Source organism: Nocardia sp. NPDC046473 (assembly GCF_040645995.1).
Lineage (GTDB): Bacteria > Actinomycetota > Actinomycetes > Mycobacteriales > Mycobacteriaceae > Nocardia.
Genome location: NZ_JBEYZJ010000001.1, coordinates 815,402 through 839,618 on the forward strand (window position 1 = coordinate 815,402; position 24,217 = coordinate 839,618).

Annotated in this window: 24 protein-coding genes; 13 read left to right on the plus strand and 11 right to left on the minus strand. The window is 66.1% G+C overall.

Annotated features, from left to right (window positions below):
* Positions 1-2: 2 nt before the first annotated feature.
* The 4 genes from ABZ942_RS03920 to ABZ942_RS03935 all read left to right on the plus strand — a co-directional run bounded on the left by ABZ942_RS03920 (position 3) and on the right by ABZ942_RS03935 (position 3,982).
* Complete coding sequence (locus tag ABZ942_RS03920; RefSeq protein ID WP_357378761.1) at positions 3-1,025, plus strand: Lrp/AsnC family transcriptional regulator; 1,023 nt, start codon at positions 3-5, stop codon at positions 1,023-1,025.
* Positions 1,026-1,297: 272 nt separating this feature from the next.
* On the plus strand, positions 1,298-2,341 hold the full coding sequence (gene recA, locus ABZ942_RS03925; RefSeq protein WP_357378763.1) for a recombinase RecA: 1,044 nt from the start codon (positions 1,298-1,300) through the stop codon (positions 2,339-2,341).
* Between the two features lie 343 nt (positions 2,342-2,684).
* Complete coding sequence (gene recX / locus ABZ942_RS03930; protein WP_357378765.1) at positions 2,685-3,233, plus strand: recombination regulator RecX; 549 nt, start codon at positions 2,685-2,687, stop codon at positions 3,231-3,233.
* Between the two features lie 281 nt (positions 3,234-3,514).
* On the plus strand, positions 3,515-3,982 hold the full coding sequence (locus tag ABZ942_RS03935) for an NUDIX domain-containing protein (protein WP_357378766.1): 468 nt from the start codon (positions 3,515-3,517) through the stop codon (positions 3,980-3,982).
* Between the two features lie 116 nt (positions 3,983-4,098).
* Here ABZ942_RS03935 and ABZ942_RS03940 read toward each other — a convergent pair whose 3' ends face one another.
* Genes ABZ942_RS03940 through ABZ942_RS03950 form a run of 3 tightly spaced genes read right to left on the minus strand, consistent with a single transcriptional unit; the run spans position 4,099 to position 6,587 of the window.
* Positions 4,099-4,752: a hypothetical protein gene (locus tag ABZ942_RS03940; protein ID WP_357378768.1), complete on the minus strand. Its 654-nt coding sequence runs from the start codon at positions 4,750-4,752 to the stop codon at positions 4,099-4,101.
* Positions 4,753-4,761: 9 nt separating this feature from the next.
* Complete coding sequence (locus tag ABZ942_RS03945; protein ID WP_357378770.1) at positions 4,762-5,907, minus strand: radical SAM protein; 1,146 nt, start codon at positions 5,905-5,907, stop codon at positions 4,762-4,764.
* Positions 5,904-6,587 (minus strand): hypothetical protein, encoded by a 684-nt coding sequence (locus ABZ942_RS03950; RefSeq protein ID WP_357378772.1) that lies wholly within the window; start codon positions 6,585-6,587, stop codon positions 5,904-5,906. The genes ABZ942_RS03945 and ABZ942_RS03950 overlap by 4 nt, the downstream gene beginning before the upstream one ends.
* Before the next feature lie 192 nt (positions 6,588-6,779).
* Between ABZ942_RS03950 and ABZ942_RS03955 the strand changes: the two genes are divergently transcribed.
* Positions 6,780-8,219, plus strand: coding sequence for an XRE family transcriptional regulator (locus tag ABZ942_RS03955; protein ID WP_357378774.1), 1,440 nt, complete (start codon positions 6,780-6,782; stop codon positions 8,217-8,219).
* Here the strand turns inward: ABZ942_RS03955 and ABZ942_RS03960 are convergent.
* Together ABZ942_RS03960 and ABZ942_RS03965 are read right to left on the minus strand one after the other, a co-directional pair.
* The gene (locus tag ABZ942_RS03960; RefSeq protein WP_357378776.1) at positions 8,208-9,044 is read right to left on the minus strand and encodes an alpha/beta fold hydrolase; all 837 of its coding nucleotides are present in this window, start codon (positions 9,042-9,044) and stop codon (positions 8,208-8,210) included. The genes ABZ942_RS03955 and ABZ942_RS03960 overlap by 12 nt on opposite strands.
* A 60-nt stretch (positions 9,045-9,104) precedes the next feature.
* A complete protein-coding gene (locus tag ABZ942_RS03965; RefSeq protein ID WP_357378778.1) occupies positions 9,105-9,509 on the minus strand; it encodes a hypothetical protein in 405 nt (134 codons plus the stop codon).
* Positions 9,510-9,779: 270 nt separating this feature from the next.
* Between ABZ942_RS03965 and ABZ942_RS03970 the strand changes: the two genes are divergently transcribed.
* Genes ABZ942_RS03970 through ABZ942_RS03980 form a run of 3 tightly spaced genes read left to right on the plus strand, consistent with a single transcriptional unit; the run spans position 9,780 to position 11,335 of the window.
* On the plus strand, positions 9,780-10,001 hold the full coding sequence (locus tag ABZ942_RS03970) for a hypothetical protein (protein ID WP_135232271.1): 222 nt from the start codon (positions 9,780-9,782) through the stop codon (positions 9,999-10,001).
* The gene (locus ABZ942_RS03975; protein WP_357378783.1) at positions 9,982-10,500 is read left to right on the plus strand and encodes a DUF6879 family protein; all 519 of its coding nucleotides are present in this window, start codon (positions 9,982-9,984) and stop codon (positions 10,498-10,500) included. The genes ABZ942_RS03970 and ABZ942_RS03975 overlap by 20 nt, the downstream gene beginning before the upstream one ends.
* Positions 10,481-11,335: a helix-turn-helix transcriptional regulator gene (locus ABZ942_RS03980; RefSeq protein WP_357378785.1), complete on the plus strand. Its 855-nt coding sequence runs from the start codon at positions 10,481-10,483 to the stop codon at positions 11,333-11,335. The genes ABZ942_RS03975 and ABZ942_RS03980 overlap by 20 nt, the downstream gene beginning before the upstream one ends.
* A 2-nt stretch (positions 11,336-11,337) precedes the next feature.
* Here the strand turns inward: ABZ942_RS03980 and ABZ942_RS03985 are convergent, their stop codons facing one another.
* The 5 genes from ABZ942_RS03985 to ABZ942_RS04005 all read right to left on the minus strand — a co-directional run bounded on the left by ABZ942_RS03985 (position 11,338) and on the right by ABZ942_RS04005 (position 17,154).
* The gene (locus tag ABZ942_RS03985) at positions 11,338-13,584 is read right to left on the minus strand and encodes a M20/M25/M40 family metallo-hydrolase (RefSeq protein WP_357379362.1); all 2,247 of its coding nucleotides are present in this window, start codon (positions 13,582-13,584) and stop codon (positions 11,338-11,340) included.
* Between the two features lie 237 nt (positions 13,585-13,821).
* Entirely contained in the window at positions 13,822-14,718 is an 897-nt protein-coding gene (locus tag ABZ942_RS03990; protein WP_357378787.1) for an amino acid ABC transporter permease, read from the minus strand.
* Positions 14,715-15,395: an amino acid ABC transporter permease gene (locus ABZ942_RS03995; RefSeq protein ID WP_357378789.1), complete on the minus strand. Its 681-nt coding sequence runs from the start codon at positions 15,393-15,395 to the stop codon at positions 14,715-14,717. Before ABZ942_RS03995 ends, ABZ942_RS03990 begins: the two co-directional genes overlap by 4 nt.
* A 96-nt stretch (positions 15,396-15,491) precedes the next feature.
* Complete coding sequence (locus ABZ942_RS04000; protein ID WP_357378791.1) at positions 15,492-16,328, minus strand: glutamate ABC transporter substrate-binding protein; 837 nt, start codon at positions 16,326-16,328, stop codon at positions 15,492-15,494.
* Positions 16,329-16,425: 97 nt separating this feature from the next.
* Entirely contained in the window at positions 16,426-17,154 is a 729-nt protein-coding gene (locus ABZ942_RS04005) for an amino acid ABC transporter ATP-binding protein (protein ID WP_357379363.1), read from the minus strand.
* A 370-nt stretch (positions 17,155-17,524) separates the two neighbouring features.
* Here ABZ942_RS04005 and miaB point away from each other — a divergent pair, with 370 nt between their 5' ends.
* Positions 17,525-19,084 carry a tRNA (N6-isopentenyl adenosine(37)-C2)-methylthiotransferase MiaB gene (miaB, locus tag ABZ942_RS04010; RefSeq protein ID WP_357378793.1) on the plus strand — a complete coding sequence of 520 codons (1,560 nt, stop codon included), beginning with the start codon at positions 17,525-17,527 and terminating at the stop codon, positions 19,082-19,084.
* A 277-nt stretch (positions 19,085-19,361) separates the two neighbouring features.
* Complete coding sequence (locus tag ABZ942_RS04015; protein WP_357379364.1) at positions 19,362-19,940, plus strand: hypothetical protein; 579 nt, start codon at positions 19,362-19,364, stop codon at positions 19,938-19,940.
* Positions 19,941-20,010: 70 nt separating this feature from the next.
* Here the strand turns inward: ABZ942_RS04015 and ABZ942_RS04020 are convergent, their stop codons facing one another.
* Positions 20,011-21,372: a DUF349 domain-containing protein gene (locus ABZ942_RS04020; RefSeq protein ID WP_357378795.1), complete on the minus strand. Its 1,362-nt coding sequence runs from the start codon at positions 21,370-21,372 to the stop codon at positions 20,011-20,013.
* Positions 21,373-21,625: 253 nt separating this feature from the next.
* Between ABZ942_RS04020 and ABZ942_RS04025 the strand changes: the two genes are divergently transcribed.
* From ABZ942_RS04025 to ABZ942_RS04035, 3 genes are all read left to right on the plus strand, one after another.
* Positions 21,626-22,375 (plus strand): hypothetical protein, encoded by a 750-nt coding sequence (locus ABZ942_RS04025; RefSeq protein WP_357378797.1) that lies wholly within the window; start codon positions 21,626-21,628, stop codon positions 22,373-22,375.
* A 73-nt stretch (positions 22,376-22,448) separates the two neighbouring features.
* A complete protein-coding gene (gene miaA / locus ABZ942_RS04030; RefSeq protein WP_357378799.1) occupies positions 22,449-23,381 on the plus strand; it encodes a tRNA (adenosine(37)-N6)-dimethylallyltransferase MiaA in 933 nt (310 codons plus the stop codon).
* Positions 23,378-24,214 (plus strand): TrmH family RNA methyltransferase, encoded by an 837-nt coding sequence (locus ABZ942_RS04035; protein WP_357378801.1) that lies wholly within the window; start codon positions 23,378-23,380, stop codon positions 24,212-24,214. The genes miaA and ABZ942_RS04035 overlap by 4 nt, the downstream gene beginning before the upstream one ends.
* Positions 24,215-24,217 lie beyond the last annotated feature (3 nt).

Consider the following 24,217-nt stretch of genomic DNA (forward strand, 5'->3'; position numbering starts at 1 on the left):
CCATGTCGCACGACATTGCTCCGGAATCCTCCGCACTGGACGTTCTCGATCGGCAGATCCTGCACGCGCTGGTGCACGACGCCCGGATCCCGTTCGCCAAGCTCGGCGCGATCCTCGACGTCTCCGAACAGACCGTCGCGCGCCGGTACCGTTCGCTGCGCGAGCGCGGCATCATGCATGTCTCCGGGCAGGTGAACGCGGTGCCGCTGGGTCACGCGCGGTGGGTGCTGCGGATCAAGTCGACACCGGACAAGGCGCTGCGGCTGGCCGAATCACTGGCCAGATTCCCGGATTTGAGCTGGGTCACGCTGCTGTCCACCGGCTCCGAGGTGACCTGTGTGAGCAGGCCGCGCTCCCTCGAACGCCGCGACGCGCTACTGCTGCACACGCTGCCGCGCGCGAGTCAGGTGCGCGAGGTCACCGCGCACGAGGTGATGCACCGGTTCGAGGCCGACGAGGAATGGCCGCGCTTCAGCCATCTCTTCACCGACCAGCAGCTGCGCGACCTGGGGCCGCAGCGCTCCAGGCTGGCGGGCACCGGACCGGAGACGCCGCCGGATCTGACGCCCGAGGACGAGGCGATGCTCGCGTTGCTCGGCCGCGACGGGCGTGCGCCCTACGCGCAGATCGCGGCCGAAACCGGTTGGACCGCACCACGAGTCGCGCGGCGGATGACCGAGCTCGCCCAGTCCGGCGTGCTCTATTTCGACCTCGATTTCGCGACCGAACGGATGGGGCACACCGTGCGCGGTGCGCTGTGGCTACGGGTCCGCCCGGCCGATCTGGACGCGGTCGGCCGGGCGATGGCGACCCACCCCGAGATCGTGTTCGTGGCCGCGACCACCGGCCCGACCAACATGATGGCGTCGATACTCTGCCGCGACACGCCCCACCTCTATCGCTACATCACCGAGCGGCTCGGCGCGTTGGACGGCATCACCGACCTGGAGGTGACACCCTCGCTACGCGTGTTCAAACAGGCGCAGACAATGCTCGACAGCGACCGGGTGTCACCGGTGCGTTGACCCAGGTCGACCACCGATTTCACTGGCGCATGGGTGGCCGCCCGACCTGCCCTGCCGGCCGCCAAGGGCACGGGAGTCCGGTCTGAATGCCCGGCGAGGCGGACTAGCGCGGCGTTTGCCGAGGCCACCGAAGTTCGAGCGCGTGTCCCTGGGCGCGTCGCTTGACTCGAACACGTGTTCGTCTAATCTTGGCGCCAGAACTTGTCGGTGCCGCCCTCTAATGTTGGCGCCAACCACAGCAGAGACTTACCCGTCGAAAAGGGGATCAAGACATGGCACCACAGGCGTACGACCGCGACAAGGCTCTCGAACTCGCTCTTGCTCAGGTTGAGAAGAACTTCGGCAAGGGCGCGGTCATGCGTCTCGGTGATGAGGTACGTCAGCCCCTCGCGGTGATCCCGACCGGCTCCATCGCGCTGGACGTGGCGCTGGGCATCGGCGGCCTGCCGCGCGGCCGCATCGTCGAGGTCTACGGCCCGGAATCCTCGGGTAAGACCACCGTCGCGCTGCACGCGGTGGCCAACGCGCAGGCCGCGGGCGGTGTCGCCGCGTTCATCGACGCCGAGCACGCGCTCGACCCCGATTACGCCAAGAAGCTCGGCGTCGATACCGACGCGCTGCTCGTCTCGCAGCCCGATACCGGTGAGCAGGCGCTGGAAATCGCGGACATGCTGGTCCGCTCCGGTGCCATCGACATCATCGTCATCGACTCGGTGGCCGCCCTGGTGCCGCGCGCCGAGATCGAGGGCGAAATGGGTGACAGCCACGTCGGCCTGCAGGCCCGCCTGATGAGCCAGGCGCTGCGCAAGATGACCGGTGCGCTCAGCAACTCCAACACCACCGCCATCTTCATCAACCAGCTGCGCGAGAAGATCGGCGTGATGTTCGGTTCCCCCGAGACCACCACGGGCGGTAAGGCGTTGAAGTTCTACGCCTCGGTCCGCCTCGACGTGCGCCGCATCGAGACGCTCAAGGACGGCACCGACGCGGTCGGCAACCGTACCCGGGTGAAGGTCGTGAAGAACAAGGTCAGCCCGCCGTTCAAGCAGGCCGAGTTCGACATCCTCTACGGCCAGGGCATCTCCAAGGAGGGCTCGCTCATCGACATGGGTGTCGAGCACGGCTTCGTGCGTAAGTCCGGCTCCTGGTACACCTACGAGGGCGACCAGCTCGGCCAGGGCAAGGAGAACGCCCGCAAGTTCCTGCTGGAGAACGTCGACATCTGCAACGAGATCGAGAAGAAGATCAAGGAGAAGCTCGGCATCGGCGCCGATGTGACCGCGGATGCGGCTGCCGAGGTCCCCGCCGATTTCTGATCCGATGAACAGCCGACGCCAGTCCCCACCGCGCCGGACCGCGCCCGATGAGTCGCGGTCCGAGCCGGTGCAGGAGATGCGCCGCCGGCTCCAAGAACTCCTGTCCGCCTCTGGTGCCGCCACCGATCCCGTTGGATCTTGGCCCGGCGAACAGGACCCCGGACGAGTCCGATCGGCCGAAGGTGGTTCGGCCGGAACGGACACGTTGGGAACTCGGTCGAGCGCGCCCGATCCGCAGCGGGCGCGTTCGGCTGGGTCCGGCCATGGACGACGAAAGTCGTCCCGGCGCACAGACTCCCAGTCGGCTGACTCCGAACATGCCGAAGGCCGATGGGCGGATCCGGTGGCGGCCGGATCCGAGCGGGGTGCCCGCTCTACGGAGCTCACCCCGCCAGGCGGGACGGTCGAGCAGGCGAAGGAGGCATGTCTTCGCCTGCTCGCCGTCCGCGCCCGCAGCCGTGCCGAACTCGCGCAACGCCTCGCAGCCAAGGGCTACAGCGAGGAGATCACCGACCCGGCCCTGGACCGGCTCACCGAGGTCGGCCTGATCGACGACGCCGCGTTCGCCGAAGAGTGGGTACACGCCAGGCATACCTTCTCCGGCAAGGGCAAACAGGCGCTCGCCCAGGAACTCCGCCGCAAAGGTGTCGCCGATTCCGACGCCGCGCCCGCCCTCGACGCCATCAGCTCCGACGACGAGGAATCCCGCGCCCGCGAACTCGTCCGCCGCAAACTCCGCAGCATCCCACCCGGCCTCGACCGCGACAAAACCATCCGCCGCCTGGTCGGCATGCTCGCCCGCCGCGGCTACAACCAAGCCATCGCCTTCACCGTGGTGAAATCCGAACTGTCCCAAGCCGAAATCGACACCTCGGACCTCGACCAGGACTGACACCGAACTCGCTGTTGTGCCGGGCCTGAGTTCGAACGGTCGAAGCCGTTGCTTCCTGCTGGACGTTCAGTCCGGGTATGCGGCGCCGTCCAGTTGCGGTGTCGTCTAGGGATCTCGCAACCGGAGGGCATCGCGGCTACAGATCATCCTCGTGCAGCGGCGGAAGATTATGCGCTCGGCGTATATTCCGGTGTCGCCCTGAGGATTAGGCTGACATCGTTCGAGCGTTCCGTGTTGCAAAACCCCAGTTCAACTACTATGGCGAGAGGAAATTTCACTTCATGACCGACACGGTCACCGAGCAAGCTCACGGCTCAGATATCCGCCGCCACAAGGTCACTGGCGATGTTCACCTTGTACTGCGCCGCGGTAACGAAGTGCTCTTCGGTCAGCGCCAGAACACCGGCTTCGAGGACGGTGCATGGCACCTGCCCAGTGGCCATCTGGAGGCCGACGAATCCGTCATCACCGCCCTGATCCGCGAAGCCGACGAAGAGATCGGCGTCTCGATCAAGCCTGAGGACGTGCAGTTCAGCCACATCATGCACAACTCCTCGTCCGGTGGGCGGGTGGCGTTCTTCTTCACTGTGCGCAACTGGCACGGTGAGCCCGACAACCGTGAGCCGGATAAGTGTGCTGTGCTGGAATGGTTTTCAACGGACGCGCTGCCCAGTCGCATGATCGACTACTGCCGCTTGGCCATGACGTCCATCGCTGACAGCAACCGTTTCTCGGTCTACGGCTGGTAGCACTATGACGCCTCCGTCCAGGCGGGTGGTGTGTGTCAGCTACCTGGTTCTGTCGGTGAGCGCATCTACGCTGATCCGGTGAGTATGCCCTCGATCCCTAGCCAACGAGCCGCTAGCTAGAACATTCGCCACTTCTCTAACCACCCTGTCACGTCCGCGAACCGCGGCCGGCTCATCTGCTTCGCCATGGCCTCCTCCTCGGACTCATCCTTCGCCCCGAACTGCCACCATGCCTCGTTCGTTTGCCGATCCATCACCAGGAACTTGTCTTTGACCGCCGGGCCGCGGACCACCAGCGACACCGTGAACGGCTCGGCCACCACCGCATGCACCATCGAGTGGTGCAGGGCGTAGCTCGTGCCCACCGGCTCCCCGCGGACCTGCAGGACGGGCAGTTTGGCCGGGTTGACCTGCTCGTCCATCTCGGTGTTGCCGAACAGATAGTGGCGGTACTGGCCACGCAGGATGCGGCTGGCGTAGGACCAGCGGTGGTTGTGCGGCCGGTCGAAGTAGCCTGGCAGAAAGACGTGCAGTCGGATGCGGATGCCCGGATCGTCGTCGCTGTGGAGCACGATCTTGTCCAGAATGTCGTAGTGCTCGCACATGGGGAGTAGTTCTGGTCGGTTGGGCAGATCGTCCAGCCGTTCGCGCACGATCTGCGGTTCGGCGGCGAGCTCATTCAGCGCCTCCCGGCAGTTGATCTCAACATCGTCGATGTCGTTCCAGTCGATCCAGCGCAGGTTTTCGGCGATACGATCCATGTCGTCCATTTGGGTTCCTCACTCTTCGGGTTTGGCGCTGGATTTCCACAACCGGCAGACCGGCACGATGTCGTCGTAGGCGTCGCAAGAGGCTTTGCCCATCACCAACTCCTCAGCCGGGCAGCCGCCCATGCAGGCGCTGACTTTGCAACCGCCGCAGGAACTTTCAGCGAGGGCGCTGGTGAACAGATCGAACTCATTGGTGCCGTGATTCAGCTGTACTTGGCCGTCCACCATCTGAGCGAAGTACAGATCGGTGTCGAACAGGTACGAGCAGACATAGCAGCGGCCATCCGGAAAAATTGAGATTCGATCCAGCGTGCGGCCGATGCACCCCTGGTAGCCCTCGGTGGCATAACGCGGCATCTGGTCACGTCGGGCATACGTCGGCTGGTACCAGACGCGCGTATTGTGCTCGGGCGCAACCACATGCAGGCGATCACAGAAATTCACCCATTCGGGTGGCGTCATCGCCATCTCGGCGTTGCCGTGGCCGGTGCCGATGGTCGAGAAGACATGGAACTTGACCAGGTTGACGTTCAGCTCATCGGCCAAGTCGAGCAGATGTAGCACGTCAGGCTCGTTGGCCTTGTTCACCGTGCAGATGATGCGGGTGTCGAAGCCGCGGGACGTCAGCTCCGCCGTCGTTTCCAAGGCAGTGTCGAACGTGCCCGCGCCCCGGATGGCGTCATGGCTAGCGGAGGTGCCGCCATCCAAACTCACTTGGACGTAGGCGAAGTCGTCTGGTTCGAGCAGCCGGAACTTCTTGAGCGCTGGTTTCTGCGCGTTCGTGGTCGTGATGACGTGCTCGTAGCCAAGCTGGCGGCTCATCCGTATGGCGTCGCAGTAGGAGGGATGCAACGTCGGCTCGCCGCCGAGGAGAGTCAACTTGCTCCCGCCGAGCCGGCGCCAGGTGGCGAGCGTATCCACGATCTGCTGCAGCGGCATTTTCAGGGCGCGATCCAACCGCTCGCCCATGTAGCAGTGTTCGCAGCGCAGTTGGCAGGCTTCGGTGATGTATAGATACACATTGCGGAAACGGCCGTAAGCCACGCGGTCGATGCGTTCCGGCTCCGGCACGCTGGCACCACGAGGCATCCGGGCGTGGCCGTAGCCATCGTTCTTGCTTCTGAGAAGTGGGGCAGGTAGGTCGACAGTCGTCATAGTGATGAACTCCGTGAAATAAGGAGCGGGGCAAGCAATTCCGTCGCCCCGTCGATGGTGTTAGTGGTTTCGAGCGGCGTGACGGTGATGATCCCGGACTCGGTGAAGCCAGCCCGAATGCCCGCAGCCGTTTGGTGGTAGCGCTGCAACCTGGCTTTGAACAACCGCGGGGAGTCACCCCGCCTCGGATGCAGCAAGCCGCCGCAGTGCGCGCACTGCCAGGGGTCTTCGTTGGCAGGGACGGCTGGCAGGCGAGGGTCCGGGATCGGATCACGTTCGCAGCGATGGCAAACTTTGCGAGTCTTGGCCCGCTGCTTCAGGGTTCGTGCATCCGCTAGCACTTCGATCGGCTCGATGTGCGGCGTTGGCGTCAACGTCCAAAGTGTGGCCAGTAGCTGGTCGACCTGGCTGGCCGATCCGGGGAAGTTGTCGAGCAGGATTGTGTGAACTCCCGAATCTTCATGAGCAGCGTCGAAATATGAGCGGAGCGCATCACCGACAGTGAACTCGTCGATCCAGCCGAGGTGTTCGCTGCTGCTGGCTGTCGCGGCCAATACCTCCTGTGGCACGTGCTCGCGCAGTCGGAAGATTCGCCGCCCGGGTGACCGGAGGCGCAAAGTCATCGTGGTTTTGCCAGCGGCCGGTGGGCCGAATATGGGAACTACCAGGGACAAGGTCACGGTCAACCCCTTTCGTGAGGTCCGAATATGTCCAGGTCCCAAGAGTCGATCGACGGGGCGAAAACGGCCACGACAAGGGGGTATGCGGGGTATGTATGAAACGTATAGTTAGGACGGTCAAGCCCTGGTAAGGTCACGCGACCAGGGCGAACGGGGTGGGGTTAGGGCACCCGAAACGATTCCGGAGTAGCCATGAAGCGCGAACCCGAGCAGCAACGCTACTGCGCTCGATGTGGGAGTCGGCTCAATCGCTATAACGCCGAAACGCTATGCGGCCCTTGCAATCTCAATGCCCGCGATCAGGTGTTGCATCCGCCAGCGGTGCCGCCGGAATTCTGGCAGACCGACAAGATTCGCGATGCCCTCGCTACCTGGCACATGGGCCGCGTGATCTTCGCGTACCGAACTCACCCGTACCGCGGCCGACCACTGCCGCAGGAGCTGGTGGCCAACTGGTTGGAACTGACTCAAGCCCAGCTGAGCCGTATCGAAAAGGGCGCGGCGCCTGAACAGATTTCCAAGCTGATTCGCTGGGCCACAATCCTCGACATTCCGGCTGACCTGTTGTGGTTCAAGCTGCCCGATGCGGAAGGCGATCGAGCAGTGTCGCCCGCCGAAACCGCCAGTGCCGCAGGCCATGACGCCGTGGCACTCGTGCGATGGCTGGCTTCGGACGGCACTGTGCCTCCACCACCGAATCAGGCTGAGGAACTGGAACGCGTCGGCCGTGCGCTAGAGGATGCCAGACGGTTCTTCGACGGCTCGGTGGTGGAGTTCTTTCGGGTCCAGCTGGCCAAGTGCAAGGCCGATGACGGCACGCTGGGTCCAGCCGCAGCGCTCCCGCTGGTGCTCGGGATTCTCGGTGCTATTCGACGGCATGGTCGGCAGGTCAGGCCGGATGTGCAACGCCAGCTGCTGGCCGTCGGGGCCGATGGTGCCGAATTTGGCGGCTGGCTGTACCGCGATCTCCACGATCCGCTGACTGCCACCTTCCTCTACGACCGCGCAATGGAGTGGGCGCAGGCCGCGGGCAGTCTCCCGATGCAGGGGTACGTGTTGCTCAAGAAATCCCAGATGGCCTACGAGACGCGCGACACCGGCACCTTGCTGACGCTGGCACAGGCCGCGAAGAACGGTCCGTGGCAACTGCCAGTTCGGGTCCAGGCCGAAGTCGTGCAGCAGGAAGCCCTGGGGCTGGCCATGATCGGCGAACCAACCAGCGTCGTTGAGCAAAGCCTGGCCGATGCTGGGCACCTGCTCACCCAGGCGAACGGCACTGACGACCAGACGCTTGTCAGCTACTTCAACGAAGGCACGCTCCGGGTGCGGTCGGCATGCTGCTACACCGAAGCCGGAAGGCCACAGACGGCAACGCAGCTCTTCGGCCAGGTCCTTGCCGGTGGCTCATTGTCACGGCGCGATGCTGGCTTTTTCGGGGCTCGGCAGGCAAAAGCATTGGCGCTGAGCGGTGAGCCGGATGAAGCGGCCGCTGTCGCGGTTGAGTCAGTCGCAGTGGCCCGCGAAACACGGTCCGAGCGAACGATGAACGTGATCGTCGACGTGGTTCGCACCCTCGATCCCTGGCGTCACCGGCCGAGGGTGCAAGAGCTGCGCGACGTGCTACTGCCCTGACGTCGAACCCGTTGTCAGCCACTGAGCGACGATGCTGATGACCTCGGCCTGGTACTCCTGGCTCTTCGGATCAAGGTATTCCGGATCGCCATGGACGGCGAAGCCGTGTTGCGATCCCTCGATCTCCACGAATTCAACCGGCGAAGTGAACTTCGTAGCCGCCTCGCGAGATCCATCGATCGGCACCAAGGTGTCGGCGTTGCCGTGAATGATCAGCGTCGGCGCTGTGATCTCGCCCAGGACGTCCAGCGGCCGAAACCAGAACACTTCGTTCAGGAACGGGCGGCCGTGCTGCAAGTTGTCCTTAAACTGAATGGCACCAGTCGAATTCAGCTCTTCGGCCCGCTCGTCGCTGATGGCATCGTTGGTCCAGTAGTCCCGTGCGTCGATCGTCCGCTTCTTGTAGTCCACCTGCGGGTTGAGCAGCACCAGCCGTGACAGATCGTCCGGTCGCTTAGCGGCGTAGTAGGCGCAGATGCCGCCGGCGAAGCTAGCACCGCACAGACTCAGCTCGGTCGCGCCGGTGGCCTCGCGGAGGTGGGTCAGGTTGACGCGGATGTCGTTGAGAATAGCGGCGAGCGTCAGCTCCGCTTGACTGCCTTCACTGTCGCCATGGCCACGGAGGTCGAAGCGTAAAGAGGCGATCCCGGCCTCGGCCAGGCCTGCGGCGAGGCGGGTGAAGAAGCCGCCCTCTTCGCGGGTGACGCCGCCACCATGGACCAGCACGACACCGCGCGTCGATGGTTGGTCAGGGGTAACGAGGGTGGCTGCGAGATGCAGGCCGTCGAGGGTACGGACGCGGGTGATGGTGCTCGTCGGAACCACGAGAGCCAGTTAATCAGACCAGGCCAACCCCAGCCAGGTGGTTACCAGGATGTGGGAGGGTTACTCGTGTTCAAGGGTTTCGGCCGTCGTGGAGGGGGTCTGTCGCTGGTGAATAGATTCCCCTTCGTCGGTACCAGGGGCAGGCCACCGGTCTGTGGGTAAGACCCAGCGGGCGTAGGTGTTTTCTGGGTTTACCGTGATTACGTCGCAGGCTTGTACTACCAGGTCCAGTTCGTCGGCCAGGTGGGCAAGGGTGGGCATTACTACGGCGTCGGCGCGGACTCGTTCGATCGTGGTCAGTAGTTGTGCCACCGGCTGATGGGTGTATGCACCGAAGACTACGATCTTGGCGAGCTCGTAGCCGAGTCTCTTTGCCACACTGCGGATCTGTGTCTCGTCCCAGACCTGCGATACCCCCGACACATCGCGGCGCAGATAGCCGATCGCGGTAGGCCGTCCCCACATCCCCAGTTGCCCTCTCGTCAGTAGCGCTTCTCCGGTGCAGTCTCCGAGATTAGAAGTGGCCAGTGCCGGTTGGATAGCATGTTGCGAAAGGTTGCGAGAGTGAAGCACCGTGCGGCTACATGAATGGGCTGTATTGGCGGATTCCACTGCGCAGCATACATATTCAGCAATTCCAAGGTGCATTTTCCTCTTGACCCATCGGCCGAAAGAGCGCGACAATCGACACGCTCGGGGCAACAGTTCGCAACATCCCATGACAAGGGGTCAACGATGCGTCTGACTTTTATCGGCGAGGATCCGGGCTCGAATCCGAACGGATCCCCCACGGTGTATCGCACCGACCGCGATTCGTGGATCGTGCAGGGATGGGTAGTCACCGACCCCGAGGCGCTGGCTCACATGAACATTCCGCAGGGCGAAACCTGCGTGGAGATCCCGGACCGGATGATCCAGTTCTTCAGGAAGGGGGACCGTGGCATCGATAGCCTATGAGGAGTTCGAGCGATTACTGGACGAGTTCGTTGTGGAGTCAGTGCATCTGGAGACGCGAGACACTTACCGGACGGCGGTCGAGCTGCCACACCTCGCACAGTGGACCGCCGGCGAGCCCGACGACCTGGTCTGGCTGCAGGACTGGTGCGCAACGGTCCGTGGCCACGTGTCGGCGGGCCGATCGGTGCGTCGAGCCAGGATCGTGTCGGAACCGCTGAGCGACTATCAGCGCTGGTCGCACAGCATCGCCGCACCGATGGTGGAGGCCGGCGAGGACATTCGCTGGGTGCCGCGGCGCCTGACGTCCTCGGTGGCCCTCCCGGGCAACGACTTCTACCTCCTGGACAACCGACTCGTGATCTTCCTCCACTACGCGGGCAGCGGCGTGGCCACCGATCAGGTCACCTCCGTCGATCCGCACGATATTCAGCTGTGCCGCAACGCCTTCGAGGCCGTGTGGCGGCTGTCCATACCGCACCGTGACTACCGGCCCAGCTAGTTCCGCGCAGGAGGCCCGACGGGCCCTCGGCAGTCGGCTGCGGGAGATCCGCAAAGCCGCTGGTATCACCATTCGTCAGCTCGGCGCAGAGACCGGCCAACATTTCACTCGAGTGTCCAAAATCGAGAACGGCGTGCAGTTCCCGACCGATCGCGACATCCACGCGTGGTGCCAGGTCTGTGCCGCCGTCGATCAGGAACTCGACCTGGTCGCGACCCTGCGCGCGGTCGACTCGGCCTACCTCGAATACCGGCGGCAGAGCCGGGCGGGCATGAAGCGGGTGCTCGGCGCCCACACGCCCGAGCGGTATCAGGCGACGAAGGTGTTCCGCATCTACGAACACAACGTCATTCCAGGGCTGTTCCAGACGGCGGAGTACACCGCGGCCATGCTGTCGTTCTGGATCCGCTTTCTCGACACCCCCAACGACATCGAGGAAGCCGTCGCCGTGCGGATGGAGCGGCAACGCGTCCTGCATCGCGGCGGCAAACGATTCGTGGCCGTGCTCGAGGAGCAGGCGCTGCGCACCTGGTTCGGCACGGCGGAAGTCCAAGTGGGACAGCTGGGGCGCCTGCTGGAGCTGATGTCGATGCCGAACATCTCGCTCGGCATCATTCCCCTGATGATCGAACGCGAGGCGGTCGGTTCCACCGGCTTCTGGATCTTCGACGACGCCATGGTCGCCCTGGAGACGCCGACCGCGGGCATTCAGGTCACCCAGCCCGCCGAGTGCGCGATGTATGCGCGCATGTTCGAGGTGCTCAAGGGCGCGGCCGTATATGGCCGCGACGCACGAGGACTCGTCCTGCAGGTGCTGAGCGAACTCGACGGCTAGCGTCACAGCCCCGCAATGGTGACGAAGACGGCGCCCAGGCTGTCCTGGCGGAAGAAGATGTCGGCCGGGGGATTTCGGAAGGACGTGATGCCGGAGTCGGGCAGCCAGGTGTAGTCCACCAGTTGCAGGGACAAGGGGCCGGCCGGTGCGACCACTTGGACGTCGATGCCGTCGGCAGCGGGTGCGTAGAACTGGAAACCCGTTTTCGGCAGCGGGGTCACGTCGCGGCCCGCCACCCGCATCGAGATGGGTGCGGTCTCATAGCGCAGGGCGATGCTCGTCGCGCCGCGGGTAGAGCGGAGCTTGAGTCGGACGGTGCGTTGCCCGGATTCTGTTGTGTCGGAGAGTATCTGGGCGGTCGGTGGCGAGAGCTTCTCGGCAGGCGCGAGGCCGCTCGCGACGGTGGTCGGCCAGAGTTGAGCGAATCGCTGACCGGGGGCGGTGTCGTTGACGAGGTGGTGGGTCCAGCGATCGGGAGTTTCGCGCGAGAGCCACAGTGCCTCGTGCCGGTCGGCGTCGAGCGCGTAGATGAGCTGGGACGGCAGCGGATGCTGATCGTCGAAGCGGTCCACCGCCAGCCCGGCGGCCGCGAGCACGAGCGCGAGCACGAACGCGGTCGACGGAATCGCCCAACCGCGCCGATCCGGCCACGCCTGGGCGAGGGGCAGCAGCAGGAGCCCGCCGAGCAGCACCACTGCGGGCGCGACCAGGAACGGGGCCGTGGTGATGCCGGTCTGCAACGCGGGCCACGTTGCGCTGCCGAGGAATATCGCCGCCGGGACGAGGAGGACGGTGAGCACCGGCAGCCGCCAGCGCTCGGGCACCGCGAAGGTGGCCGCCACACCCAGCGTCGCGCCGAGGGTGGGCACCACCAGGACGTGTGCGGTGGCGGGCGCGAGGATCGCGAGCATCCCGCCCAGCAACGCCAGGCAGCACAGCAGCCCGGTCACCGCAGCGGTGGTGCCGAACAGGCGCCGTGCGATCGCGTACCAAGCGACGAGCACCGCGGCGGACAGCACGAGGATCGCCACGTAGTAGAACTCGGGCCGATACGGGTCGCCGATCAACGGCCGGTACTCCGGCCGAATGGCCTGCACCACTTCCCACAGCCCGTACACCGCGCCCGTCGCGAGCGGCGCTGCGACGAAAGCGGTAGCGGCAGCACCGAATATCCGCCGCAGACTGGTCTCGCCCGCCCGCCGGAGCTGCCGGCACAGCCACGCCACGCCGATGACGGTGACCGCGGCGAGCGCGATGATCACCCAGAACGGCAGCACCACAAGCAGACCGAACGGCAGCTGGAAGTACGTGCGATCGGTGTCGTCCGCGGCGGTGAGGTCCTTGCCGCCGAACTCCTTGATCAACGCGAGGCTGTTGTCGCCCATCTGCTGCACCGTCGCCAGGTCAACGTGCGCCGGGTCGTCATAGCGGTTGTGGTAGTACGCACTGCGACCGGCGAAGGCCCAGTCCAGCACGCGCAGCCCGGCCGGCTTGAACGAGGTGAAATCGGTGTTGCTTCCGGTCTGCGCACCGGCCAGCGTCGTGGTCAACGAGTCGGTGTTCGGATGCGGCGCGACGTGTTCGACGGCGTCGATCAGCGCGCCGTCAGGATGGGTGGTTCGCCACAACAGCACCGGCCCGCCCGCTCCGCGCGCCTCATTGTTGATGACCACACCGGTATTTCGACCATTACCCGCCGCGACGAACGCTTCCGCGCCGAGCAGCCCGGTCTCCTCCCCGTCGGTCAGCAGCACGACAACGTCATTACGCAACGCGGGGCCACCGGCCCGAAGTGCACGCAGACTTTCCAGCGCCGCCGCGACCCCGACCCCGTCATCGTTCGCGCCGGGCCCGGAGGCGACCGAATCATAGTGCGCCGTCAGGAAAACCGTTCCGGTCGAATTCGTCCCCGGTATCCGAGCAACGATGTTGGCGACCCGCCCCATCCCGAGCACGTCCCGCTGCAGCCCGGTCGGATACCGCCCGACCCCCTCTTGAATCTCCGCGTCCACCCCGAGCTTGCGCAACTCCCCGACAAGATGATCCCGAACCCGATCATGGTCCGCCGTACCGATCGGATGCGGCCGCTGCGCGATCTCCCGCACCACCCCAAGCGCCCGCTCAGCACTGAATACCTCCGCCGGCGCGTCCGCGGACCGATGTCCATGCGGCTGCTGATCCCACGCGGTCAGCAACACCACCGCCAACAGCACAGCAAACGCCACGAACCCCGAAACCCGTCGCCCCATCTGCACGCCCGCGATCGTAGCCCGCCCCACCGACCACTGACCCGCCCCCAATATCAGCGCCCCGAACCCCACAGATCCCGCGCACAGATTCTCGACCTGCGTACGAATCCGCCGGCAGTTTCGTGCGCGGCGGACAAGCGAGCGCGCTGGACGCACCCTCGCGAAGACGAAAGACGGTGCGCTGGAGCGGGTTACCGCGTTCAACGCACCGTCTGACGGTGTTTCTGACCCGAACGGCTACTTCTTGCCGGTGAGGTCCATTCCCGGTGCGGCATCGGTGAGGACCGAGTCGGCCGTGAGCACGGCGACCTTGCCCTTCTTGCGGGCCCGCAGCCGCTTCTCCAGCTTGGTCGCCACGAACGTGAGCGTGCTGTTCAAGATGATCATGACGATGGCGATCACGATCAGTGACGGGACCGTATTCTGTTGCGCCGAACCGAGCTGCTGGCCCGCACGCACGATCTCGGTGTAGGTGATCTGGTAGCCGAGCGCCGAATCCTTCAGCGCGACAACCATTTGCGAGACCAGTGCGGGCAGCATCGCAGTGATGGCCTGCGGCAGCAGGATCAACCGCATCAACTGGTTCTTCCGCATGCCGAGCGCGACCGCCGCCTCGGTCTGCCCCTTGGGCAGTGAACGGATACCCGCGCGGACAATTTCGGCGATGACCGACCCGTTGTAGATGGTCAACGCGATCACGACCGCGGCAAGCGCCAGTTGATCGGACGGGAAGATGTTCTCCTTGGAGAACAGCGCGAACAGGAAGATCATCAGGATCAGCACCGGGATGGCGCGGGCCACCTCGACGACCGCACCCGCGACCCAGCGCACCACGCGATGCTCGGACAGTCGCAGGATGCCGAAGACCATGCCGATGATCAGCGCGAACACGATCGACAGCAGCGCGGCGACGACCGTGCCCTTCAGACCGGGCAGCAGATAGGTCTGCCAGACCTCGGCGTCGAGGAACGGCTTCCACTTCTCCGCCGTGAACTGTCCCTTGTCGGCGAATCCGTTGTAGAGCACCCAGAGGAAGACCGCCACCGCGACGACGACGACCACCGAGTAGATATGGTGCCGAATGCGTCCCTTGGGGCCGGGCGCATCGAAAAGAACCGAAGGCGCGGCAGTCATCGGGCCACCTCGTATCGTTTGGCGAGCCAGCCGAAGAACAGTCCGGTCGGCAGGGTCAGGATGACGAAGCCGAGCGCGAAGATGGCGCCGACGGCAACCACCGAGGCCTCGTTCTCGTTGACGGTCGCCATGAGGGTGGCGGCCTCGACCACGCCGATGGCGGAGGCGATGGTGGTGTTCTTGGTCAGCGCGATCAGCACGCTGCCCAGCGGGGCGATCACGGTGCGAAAGGCCTGCGGCAGCACGATGAGTCGCAGATTCTGGGTGAAGGTCAGGCCGAGCGAACGGCCTGCCTCGGACTGGCCCATCGCCACGGTGTTGATGCCGGATCGCAGCGACTCACAGACGAAAGAGCCGGTGTAGATGCTGAATCCGAGGATGGCGTAACGGAAGTTGTTCTCGGCGACGGAGTTCGGGCCCTCGCCTGCGAGATTCCAGCCCATCGTGGTGTACAGGCCGAGCGACATGAAGATGATGATCAGCGTGAGTGGAGTGTTGCGGAAGATGGTGACGTAGGCGGTGCCGACCGCGCGGGCGATCGGTACTGGGGACACGCGCAGTGCAGCGACTAAAGTGCCCAGGATCAGCGCCCCGACCGCCGAAAGGACGGTCAGTTTGATGGTCACCCAGAAGGCGTCGAGGATTTGGTTGTCATACCTCGAGATCAGGTCGAACACGGCGTCCGTGTCCCTCCCATCGGGTCTCGATTTTCAGGGGAACTGCGGCGGGTGGCCCAATCGGCGTGATCGGGCCACCCGTGCGGGGTGAAGAACTCAGTACCGGACGACCTTCGGCGGCTCCGGCGCCTGGTATCCGGATCCGCCGACGCTCGCGTCGAACGCCTTCTTCCAGGAACCGTCGGCGAAGGTCGCCTCGATCGCGTCGTTGACCTTGTCGCGGAGCTCCTTGTCGCCCTTCTTGAGGCCGATGCCGTAGTTCTCCGTGGTGAACGGCTTGCCGACGACCTTGAACGCACCCGTGCTCTGCGCGGCGTAGCCGGCCAGGATGATGTCATCGGTGGTCACCGCGTCCCACGAACCGGCGCGCAGGCCCTCGAGGCACAGCGAGTAGGTGTCGTTGGTCTGCAGCTGGGTGTCGGGGAAGTTCTTCTCGATGTTCTGCGCCGGCGTGGAGCCCTTCACCGAGCAGACCTTCTTGCCCTTGAGGGTTTCCGGGGTCGAGATGTCGTTGTTGTCGGCGCGCACCAGGAACGACTGGCCCGCAACGTAATAGGGGCCGGCGAAGTCGACCTTCTGCTTGCGTGCGTCGGTGATCGAGTAGCTGGCCACGATGTAGTCGACCTGGCCGTTCTCGATCAGCGTCTCGCGCTGGCTGGACGGCGATTCCTTCCAGGTGATGCCCTCGGGCTTCACCCCGAGCTTGCCCGCGACCAGCTTGGCGATCTCGACGTCGAAGCCGCTGTAGGAGCCGTCCTTGTTGCGCAGGCCGATGCCCGGCTGGTCGAACTTGATGCCGATGGTCAGTTTGCCGTTCTTGGCGTGATCCAGGGCGGACTTGCTGTCACCGCCGCCGCACGCGGTGGCGGTCGCGGCGACGACGGTCAGCGCGATCGCGCCGACTCCGAGTCGCAGAGCACGGTTGATCCTCATCGAGTTTCCTTCTCCCTCTCATGGGTTTGCTGGCCGTGTTCGCGGGACGAGGCCGTCCCTCGGTTCGGCACGAGCTCAGCTGGTCGATCTCTATGGTTCAGTGGCTCAATATCTTGCCGAGGAAGTCCTTGGCACGTTCGGACTTCGGCGCGGTGAAGAACACCTCGGGTTCGGCGTCCTCCACCACCTGGCCGTCGGCCATGAACAGGACCCGGTTGCCCGCGCGGCGGGCGAAGCCCATCTCGTGGGTGACGACCAGCATGGTCATCCCGTCCTTGGCCAGCGAGACCATCACGTCGAGCACTTCCTGGACCATTTCCGGGTCCAGGGCCGAGGTCGGCTCGTCGAACAGCATCACCTTGGGGTTCATCGCCAGTGCGCGGGCGATGGCGACGCGCTGCTGCTGGCCACCGGAGAGCTGGGCCGGGTACTTGTCGGCCTGGTTGCCGATGCCGACCCGGTCGAGCAGTTCCATGGCGTGCGTGCGCGCCGCGTCCTTCTTGATCTTGCGGACCTTCATCGGCGCGAGCATGACGTTCTCCAGGATCGTCTTGTGCGCGAACAGGTTGAACGATTGGAAAACCATGCCGACGTCGGCGCGCAGCGCGGCCAGGCCGCGGCCTTCGGCGGGCAGCGGGACACCGTCGATGGCGATGTCTCCGGAGTCGATGGGTTCGAGGCGGTTGATGGTGCGGCACAGCGTCGATTTCCCGGAGCCCGAGGGCCCGAGAACAATGACTACCTGTCCCTTGGGGACTTCCAGGTCGATGTCTCGCAGCACGTGCAATTCACCGAAGTGCTTTTGCACGTTGCGCATCGAGATCATCGGCGCGCTGGCGGCGCTGGCGTCCCCGGTTGAAGCGTTCCCGGTTGTATCGGGCGCGGCGGCGTCGTCGGTCATGGTCCAAGACTGTAAAGGCAAAATGTGGATTTGCCCGAGTTTCCGCGACACACCGTTTTGGCACGCCGCGATGACACGTCACGTTAACCGGATCGACCGGTTCGTCCGGATCGCCGGTTTTCCGGTCGTGAGTGGGCCCGCCGTCGTCGCGCAGTGCCTGATCAGGGGCTGCGCGGGTGAGCAAGGCCACTGCCGCGAGAGAGCGGGCCGACGGCTAACGCGCCGTCGTTTGGCGGCGCGTTCGCAAATTGCATGCCCCCAAAATTGGGGTTGGGCGTGCCCGTACCCTGGACCCGTGGAATCGATCGGACAGGCAGTGTTGACTCCCACCCACCTCGCCTCTGAAGGCACCCGCAGCTATGAGGTCCGCACCTTCGGCTGCCAGATGAACGTGCACGATTCCGAACGCTTGTCCGGACTCCTGGAGGACGCGGGGTACGTGAAGGCCGCGCCGGGCGCGACGGCCGATCTGGTCGTGCTCAACACCTGCGCGGTGCGCGAGAACGCCGACAACAAGCTCTACGGCACCCTCGGCCATCTGGCGTCGATCAAGGCCGACCAGCCCGGCATGCAGATCGCCGTCGGCGGCTGCCTGGCGCAGAAGGACCGCGGCACGGTCGTGCGCAAGGCGCCGTGGGTGGATGTGGTGTTCGGCACACACAACATCGGCTCGCTGCCCGTCCTGCTGGAACGCGCGCGGCACAATGCCGAGGCGCAGGTGGAGATCCTGGAATCGCTGGAGGCGTTCCCGTCGAGCCTGCCCGCCAAGCGCGAGTCCGCGTACTCGGGCTGGGTGTCGATCTCGGTGGGCTGCAACAACACCTGCACTTTCTGTATCGTTCCGGCGCTGCGCGGTAAGGAGGTCGACCGCCGCCCCGGTGACGTGCTCGCCGAGGTGCAGGCCCTGGTCGACCAGGGCGTGCTGGAGGTGACGCTGCTCGGACAGAACGTGAACGCCTACGGAGCGTCGTTCGCCGATCCGGACGAGGCCCGCGATCGCGGCGCGTTCGCCAAGCTGTTGCGCGCGTGCGGAAACATCGACGGGCTGGAGCGGGTGCGCTTCACCTCGCCGCACCCGGCCGAGTTCACCGACGACGTGATCGAGGCGATGGCCGAGACGCCGAACATCTGCCCGCAGTTGCACATGCCGCTGCAGTCCGGTTCGGACAGGGTGCTCAAGGCGATGCGCCGGTCCTACCGCAAGGCGCGCTACCTCGGCATCATCGAGAAGGTACGCGCGGTGATGCCGCACGCGGCGATCACCACCGACATCATCGTCGGGTTCCCGGGGGAGACCGAGGAGGACTTCCAGGAGACCCTGGATGTGGTGCGGCAGGCGCGGTTCACCAGCGCCTACACCTTCCAGTACTCCAAGCGGCCGGGCACGCCGGCCGCCGATATGCCCGATCAGCTGCCGAAAGCGGTTGTGCAGGAACGCTATATGCGGCTCATCGCGTTGCAGGAGGAAGTCTCGCTGGACGCGAACCGGGAACTCATCGGCACCGAGGTCGAACTGCTGGTCGCCGACGGCGCGGGCAAGAAGAACGCCGCCACCGCGCGGATGAGCGGCCGGGCCCGCGACGGCAGGCTGGTGCATTTCCGGCCGGGTGGCACGCCGGAGTCGATTCGCCCCGGCGACATCGTCACCGTCGATATCACCGAGGCGGCACCGCATCACCTGATCGCCGACTCGCCGATCAAGTCGCATCGCCGCACCACCGCCGGTGACGCGCACGAACGGGGCGTCACGCCGAAGACCGAACCGATCGGCGTCGGCCTCGGACTGCCCCGCATCGGCGCGCCCGCGCCGGAACCGGTCGCGGCCGCGGGCTGCTCGACCGGTTGCGGCGCATGAGTCGGCGAATCGCAGACATCGCCCGGGTACTCGGTCATGCTGGAGCCGACCGCGATACGCGATGGGTATCGCAACCGGGTATCGGCGAGGGGGCAGCGTGAACGACAAGCCTGGCGAAGACGGCTTCGTGGCCGGCGGCGCCGAACCCGACCGGCCCGCGAACCGCAAACCTACTACCGGCGGTAGTGGGTCGGCCGCGGCGAACGAACCCGGTGATGGCACAGTGGACGCGGGCACAGCAGCGAACCACGAACAAGCCGAACGAAACGAGGGTTCAGTGAACTCGGTCGAGAGCAGCAACTTCGAGCAGTTCCGCGACGACCTGGACGCGGTGGAACGCCGCATCGCGGGCGAGATCGACCCCGGCGTGCGCGCCATGGTGGTGGCCGGCGCGGTGTTCGTCCTGTTGCTCTCGCTGGTGCTGCCGCATGCCGGCGGCGCGCGCGGCTTCGACGTGCTGCTCGGCACCGAGGCCGCCCGGATGGAGCACATCGGGCTGCCGTCCCGGATCTTCGTCTGGTTCCTGGTGGTCTTCGGCGTCGGCTTCTCGACCCTGGCGCTGATGACCCGTCGCTGGTTCCTGGCCTGGATCGCGGTCGCGGGCACGGCCATCACGAGCGTGTTCGGCGTCTTCTCCATCTGGCACCGCCAGACCCCCGGCATCAACAACTACCACGGCGCCGGCCCCGCCGTCGGCCTCATCCTCGGCACCATCGCCGCAATCGTGTTGACGTTCCACTGGATTCGCGTCGTCTGGAGCCGCACCACCCTCCAGCTGGCCGCCGAAGAACAGCGCCGCAACGCATCGGCCGCCGCCGAGGAACGCGACCGCCGCCGCCTCACCGGCGAAAACTAACCCCCAACCGACCAAAGGCGCCCTTCAGTCGCCAAGACTGTCTTGGCGGGGTGAGGGGCGCCTTCGGTCGTTAGCGGTTGGTGACCGCGCCCTCGGCGGCTTCGGCCCATTCGCGCCACTGCTTGGCCTGTTCGAGTGCCTTCTCCGCGTCGCGGGCCTTGCCTGCGGCCTGAGCCTTGGCGGCCTGCTCCTCGAATTGCGCTACCCGCTCACGGAATTGGGCCGCGCGGGCCATCGCCTCCGGGTCGGTGCGGCGCCACTGCGCGTCGACCGCGTCGCGGACCCGCTTCTCGATGGTGCGCAGCTTGCCTTCCAGTTCCTGGATGCGTTCGCGCGGGACCTTGCCGATGGCGTCCCACTTGTCCTGCAGCTCACGCAGTGCGGCGCGAGCGGCTTCCAAGCCGTTGGCCGGGTCGATGTGCTCGTAGGCCTGCAGCAGTTCTTCCTTGGCGGCGGCGTTCGTGTCGAACTCGGCGTCGCGCTCGGTGACCGCGGCGTTGCGGGCGGCGAAGAACACGTCCTGCGCGCTCTTGAAGCGCCGCCACAGCGCCTCGTCGGCCTCGCGCGGCGCCCGGCCCGCGGCCTTCCACTCGGCGAGCAGGTCGCGGAAGATGCCCGCGGTGCCGACCCAGTCGGTCGAGCCGGACAGTTCCTCGGCGCGCACGCACAACTCTTCCTTGCGCGTCTTCGCGGAGGCGCGTTCCCGGTCGAGTTCGGCGAAGTGCGCACCGCGCCTGCGGTTGAACGCCTCACGCGCCTTGGAGTACCGCTTCCAGAGCGCGTCGTCGACCTTGCGGTCCACGCCGCGGATCGACTTCCACTCGTCGAGGATCTCGCGCAGCCGGTCGCCCGCCGCCTTCCACTGGGTGGATTCGGCGGCGATCTTCTCGGCCTCGGCGCACAGCGTTTCCTTGCGCTCGGTGTGCTCGTGGCGCGCCTTGTCTTTCTCCTCCTTGGCCTGCGCGGCAGCCTCTTCGGAGTGTTCGGCGATCGCGGCCAGGCGCTTGGCGAGCCCGTCGATATCGCCGATGACGGCGGCGGTGGGCAGCGATTCGGCCAGGGCGACGGCGGCGGCCTTGGTCTTGCGGGCGTCCGCGCCGGCGGCCAGCCGGGCTTCCAGCAGTGCGACCTCGGTGGCCAGGTCGTCGAACCGGCGGCCGAAGTGGGCCAGCCCCTCGGCGGCGTCACCGGCCTGCCAGGAGCCGACCTGACGTTCACCCTCGGCGGTCTTCACCCAGGCGGTGCCGTCGTCGTCGACCCGGCCCCACGCGCTGGGATCGGAGACGGTCGGCACGACGGGATGCGGATGCTGGGCCTGGCCCGGCGTCGCGTGCGGCTTGGGCGGTTGGATCGAGCCACCGGGTTTCGGGGCACCGGAAGAGCGCGGCATCGCGCCGGGGCTGGCTTTCGCGGTTCCGTTGCTGTCGGTCATTGCTCCTCGTCCCTGCCGCGCGTCACGGCTGCCTGGTTACGCCCTAGCTCATCCCATTGAACCCGGTTTGAGCTCTTGTGACCATCGACCCATGCCTTCACTCGGAGGAATCTCGGGGATTGCAACCCCTGATGACCTGGGTTGTAGCTCATCGAACAGTATCAATCTCGACCAGCTTTGCGGCAGAGACACTCGAAGCCGGGCGGTACCCGCGGTGCGTAAGGGCGTCGCGCGGAACGGTTACGGTTATCCCGTGTTCTCGATTGCCGCCCTGGTCCCGTCGCCGCCGATCCTGGTGCCCGAGCTCTGCGGCGGTGTGACGGGCGCGCTTCCCGGTCAGCAGGGTGATCCGCGCGCGGTGCTGCGCGCGGCCGTGCTGCAGGCTGCGGAAAGGCTTGCGGCAGTGACAGACCGCTGGACAGTGGTCGGTACCGGGGCCGCCGACCAGGTGTTCGGTTCCGCGACTGTTGGTACGTTCCGCGGGTTCGGCGCGGACGTGCGGGTTGCGCTTTCGGCGGACGCATCGGCCGAGCCGGATCCCCAGCATCCGCTGCCGGTGTTGATCGCTGGATGGTTGCGGGGGCGGGTGGCGCCTGCGGTGGATGCCGAGGTTCACCTCATCGCCGAAGACACCCCGGCGCATTGCTGCCTCGAACTCGGCGCGAAACTGCGCGCGGAAATGGACGATTCGGACAAACGGCACGGCGTGCTGGTGATCGCGGACGGTGCCGCGACGTTGTCGTTGAAAGCGCCGGGCTATCTCGATGAGCGGGCCGGCGCCGTGCAGGACGAGCTCGATCGCGCGTTGGCCACGGGGGACTTGGCTGCACTGGGCGCGCTGGATCCCGCCCTGTGTGCGGAACTGGTGATGACCGGTCGGGCCGCTTATCAGGTGCTGGCCGGGTTGTTCGACACTGATCCGATGGTCGAGACGCTGTATCAGGACGCGCCGTTCGGCGTCGGGTACGACGTGAGCCTGTGGCGACGGGCCGAGTCCGCATGAGCGAGCGAGCAATGGGCGCAACGCCATCGGGTCGTCGTGCGGCGCACCACGTCGCCTACGACGGAGCCGAGTCATGACCCAGCCCGACATCACCCCGATCGCCGTGGTCGGCCCCACCGCCACCGGCAAATCGAACCTCGGCCTCGACCTCGCCGAACGACTCGGCGGCGAGATCGTCAATATCGACGCGATGCAGCTCTACCGCGGCATGGATGTCGGCACCGCGAAACTCACCGTCGCGGAACGGCGTGACATCCCGCATCACCAACTCGATGTTCTCGAGGTGACCGAAACCGCGACCGTCGCCGCTTATCAGGCCGCGGCGAGCGCGGACGTGGTCGAGATCATGGCGCGCGGTCGCGTGCCGGTCATCGTCGGCGGTTCGATGATGTATGTGCAAGCGCTGCTGGACAAGTGGGAGTTCCCGGCCACCGACCCGGTCGTGCGCGCGCGTTGGGAGGCCGTGCTCGCCGAGGGCGGCGTCGACGCGGTGCACGCGGCATTGCAGGCCGCGGATCCGGCTGCGGCGGCGACCATCCTGCCCACCGACGGCCGCCGCATGGTGCGCGCGCTCGAGGTCGTCGAACTCACCGGCCGGCCGTTCGCCGCCTCCGCACCTGAAATCGGCACGCCGCGTTGGGGCACGGTGATCATCGGTGTCGACCGCGAGACCGCCGCGCTGGACGAACGGATCGAACGCCGCACCGAGCTGATGTTCGCCGCCGGACTCGTCGACGAAGTACGCACGCTGATCGACCACGGCCTGCGCGACGGCGTCACCGCCCGGCGCGCCATCGGATACGCACAAGTCCTGTCGTACCTCGACAACGAATACGACGTGAAACACGCGCAAGAACGCACCCTCATCGGCACCCGGCGCTACGTTCGGCGGCAGCGCTCGTGGTTCCGGCGTGACCCACGGGTGCGCTGGGTGGACGGCGCCGCCCCCGATCTGGTGGCGACCGCGCTCGCCCTGCTCGACGAGAAAGAACGGACTCCGCAGTGACCCGACGTGTGAGCACCCGCAATGCCTCGGTCCAGGTGTGGCAGGCCTATCTGAACAACCGGACCAAACGCCACCGCGACGGGCGCTTCCTGGTGCAGGGCGTCCGCCCGATCACCCAGGCCCTCGCCAACGACTGGCCGCTGGAGACGCTGCTCTATCGCCTCGGCACGCCCGACCTGTCCAACTGGGCCAGGGAGCTACTGGACACCAGTGACGTGCCGCAGGTCGGCCTGGTGCCGGAGTTGATGGCCGAGCTCGGCGAAAAGGTCGGCGGCATACCGGAATTGGTGGCCGTCGCGGTGTCGCGGCAGCAGGAGCTCGACACCTTCGAGCCGGGGGAGCCCGGTGAGGACGCGCCCGTGGTCGTGGTGTTCGACCGGCCCAATTCGCCGGGCAATCTGGGCACGTTGATCCGGTCGGCCGACGCGTTCGGCGCCAGCGGCGTGATCGTCACCGGGCACGGCGCCGACCAGTACGACCCGCAGGCCGTTCGCGCGTCGACGGGCTCGCTGTTCGCCATGCCGATCGTGCGCGCGGCCGGTGCCGCACAGGTTCTCGAATTCCGCGACCGGCAGGTGCGGCGCGGCATCCCGACCCGGATCGTCGGCACCGACGAGCACGGCCCGCACGCGGCCTACGATCACGACTTCAGCGAGGCCACCATCCTCGTCGTCGGCAACGAGACCAGCGGGATGAGCGCCGCCTGGCAGGAAGCCTGCGACGCCATGGTGCACATCCCGATGGGCGGCACCGCCAGCTCGCTCGGCGCGCCCTCGGCCGCGGCCGTCGCACTCTACGAAATTTCCCGGCAGCGCCGGACGTTTGCCAAGTGACGA

Excerpts from the sequence above, each read along its gene's own strand:
- ABZ942_RS03940 (WP_357378768.1), bottom strand. The coding sequence starts at position 4,752 with ATGGACGACATGGATCGTATCGCCGAAAACCTGCGCTGGATCGACTGG.
- ABZ942_RS03945 (WP_357378770.1), bottom strand. The coding sequence starts at position 5,907 with ATGACGACTGTCGACCTACCTGCCCCACTTCTCAGAAGCAAGAACGAT.
- ABZ942_RS03935 (WP_357378766.1), top strand. The coding sequence starts at position 3,515 with ATGACCGACACGGTCACCGAGCAAGCTCACGGCTCAGATATCCGCCGC.
- ABZ942_RS04000 (WP_357378791.1), bottom strand. The coding sequence starts at position 16,328 with ATGAGGATCAACCGTGCTCTGCGACTCGGAGTCGGCGCGATCGCGCTG.
- recA (WP_357378763.1), top strand. The coding sequence starts at position 1,298 with ATGGCACCACAGGCGTACGACCGCGACAAGGCTCTCGAACTCGCTCTT.
- ABZ942_RS03920 (WP_357378761.1), top strand. The coding sequence starts at position 3 with ATGTCGCACGACATTGCTCCGGAATCCTCCGCACTGGACGTTCTCGAT.
- miaA (WP_357378799.1), top strand. The coding sequence starts at position 22,449 with ATGACCCAGCCCGACATCACCCCGATCGCCGTGGTCGGCCCCACCGCC.
- ABZ942_RS03965 (WP_357378778.1), bottom strand. The coding sequence starts at position 9,509 with ATGTGGGGACGGCCTACCGCGATCGGCTATCTGCGCCGCGATGTGTCG.
- ABZ942_RS04020 (WP_357378795.1), bottom strand. The coding sequence starts at position 21,372 with ATGACCGACAGCAACGGAACCGCGAAAGCCAGCCCCGGCGCGATGCCG.
- ABZ942_RS03990 (WP_357378787.1), bottom strand. The coding sequence starts at position 14,718 with ATGACTGCCGCGCCTTCGGTTCTTTTCGATGCGCCCGGCCCCAAGGGA.
- ABZ942_RS03985 (WP_357379362.1), bottom strand. The coding sequence starts at position 13,584 with ATGGGGCGACGGGTTTCGGGGTTCGTGGCGTTTGCTGTGCTGTTGGCG.
- ABZ942_RS04005 (WP_357379363.1), bottom strand. The coding sequence starts at position 17,154 with ATGATCTCGATGCGCAACGTGCAAAAGCACTTCGGTGAATTGCACGTG.
- ABZ942_RS03955 (WP_357378774.1), top strand. The coding sequence starts at position 6,780 with ATGAAGCGCGAACCCGAGCAGCAACGCTACTGCGCTCGATGTGGGAGT.
- ABZ942_RS03970 (WP_135232271.1), top strand. The coding sequence starts at position 9,780 with ATGCGTCTGACTTTTATCGGCGAGGATCCGGGCTCGAATCCGAACGGA.